At 37.4% G+C, this 1627-nt stretch carries 3 protein-coding genes; 1 reads left to right on the top strand and 2 read right to left on the bottom strand.

Translation table 11 applies throughout. The features are described 5' to 3' along the window. Positions 1-483: 6-phospho-3-hexuloisomerase (gene hxlB / locus U0M88_RS06400; protein ID WP_331869271.1), on the bottom strand; the 483-nt coding region annotated here is incomplete at its 3' end. Next, entirely contained in the window at positions 480-1109 is a 630-nt protein-coding gene (gene hxlA, locus U0M88_RS06395) for a 3-hexulose-6-phosphate synthase (protein ID WP_331869270.1), read from the bottom strand. The genes hxlB and hxlA, both read right to left, overlap by 4 nt. 137 nt (positions 1110-1246) lie before the next feature. Between hxlA and U0M88_RS06390 the strand changes: the two genes are divergently transcribed. Next, entirely contained in the window at positions 1247-1579 is a 333-nt protein-coding gene (locus tag U0M88_RS06390; RefSeq protein WP_331869269.1) for a DeoR family transcriptional regulator, read from the top strand. Positions 1580-1627: the final 48 nt, after the last annotated feature.

The following is a 1627-nucleotide window of genomic DNA, read 5'->3' as shown; positions in this document are numbered from 1 at the left end:
ATCCATAAACAAACCTTCGGATTGTTCAAATAAGGATCCCATAGGTTGTATAGATTTAATTTGTCCTTCTTTTGCACTTTTTGGACTTGGTGCACTGATTTCAATGACAACATCAGCCATCTTTCCTATCATCGATTCAGGATTGATTGTAATCAAAGCAAGCTTAGCACCGACCTCTTTGGCTTTTTGCGCATGATTAACTAAGCTTTTTGTTTCACCGGAGCCAGAACAAATCACTAAGATTCCGTCCTTTTTGATATTCGGTGTGCATGTTTCTCCTACAACATAAGATTTCTTTCCCATATGCATCAAACGCATCGCGAATCCTTTGACTTGAAATCCGCTTCGTCCTGCACCGGCACAGAAGATTTCATCAGCCTGATCCACAAGTTCAACAAACTGTTCTGCTTTTTTGACATCTATACTTAATAATGTATGCTGCAGTTCATTTAATACTGTTTTTGCATATTCGATTGTATTCATGATTTTAAATATCCTTTCATCTCTTTTGCCATTTTTGCTCGATTTTCGGCATTGCAGATGGCACCGCCAACCACAATTATGTCAGCACCTTCATTAACGATATCCTGAATGGTTTCCAGCTTTACGCCCCCGGCAACCGCACTTTTCGCATGATGAATAATTTTATTGACGATCTTTAATTCTTCTAATGGATCTTGTCCGGATTGTTGCACATCAAAAGCTGTATGAACACAAATATAATCGACACCCATTTCATCGATTTCTTTGGTTCTTGCGGCTAAATCATGGACATTGATCATATCGACCATGACTTTTCCATTATGATTTTTAGCGGATCGTACAACTCCCTGAATCGTTTCATCATGACTGACACCCAAAACAGTTACAATAGAAGCACCGGCTTCAAAACATTTATCGGCTTCAAATTCACCGGCATCCATGATTTTCGCATCGGCCAGGACTTCAATCTCCGGAAATCTTTTATGAATCTCTTTGACAGGCACCATTCCTTCTTCAATGATAAATGGAGTACCCACCTCAGCAATCTCTACACTTCCCTTTGTCTGTTCTAAAAGTTGAATACATTCCTCCAGGCTTAATGTATCCAAAGCAACCTGTAATTTCATCCTTATCATCTCCTTGTGTAAAGCGTACATCATTCATTCCCTTCTCTCAATAAAAAGATTGGTTTTAATCAAAATAAAGGGTAAAAAACTTGGTAATATAGTATAATTTATCGGAAAGCCAAGAATTAGGAGATAATATGTCAAAGAATAATGAAAAACGTAGAAATGAAATTTTGAAAAAATTGGAACAACAACCTTCCCTTCGCATCAAAGAACTTGCCGAATTTTTCCAGGTTACAACCGAGACCTTACGTAAAGATCTTTTTGTTTTAGAACAACGAGGCCAAGTGAATAAGACACATGGTTACGTGCATAGAAAAGATGGATACGATGAATTGCCCATTGAAGTAAAAGTCGAAGAAAATACAGAGTTAAAAGATCAAATTGCCCGAAAGGCCATTGAGTTTGTATCTGATTATTCTGTTGTATATTTAGATCCAGGCAGCACCACGCTTTCTGTTATGAAATGACAATTGTCAAGTGGAAATATTCACTTCTTTGATTATCGTCACTTTTTT

This window comes from Faecalicoccus sp. (assembly GCF_036552745.1).
Classification (GTDB): Bacteria; Bacillota_I; Bacilli_A; order Erysipelotrichales; family Erysipelotrichaceae; genus Faecalicoccus.
Note: the sequence above shows the minus strand (reverse complement) of the source record. Positions and strands in the feature narration are given on the sequence as shown.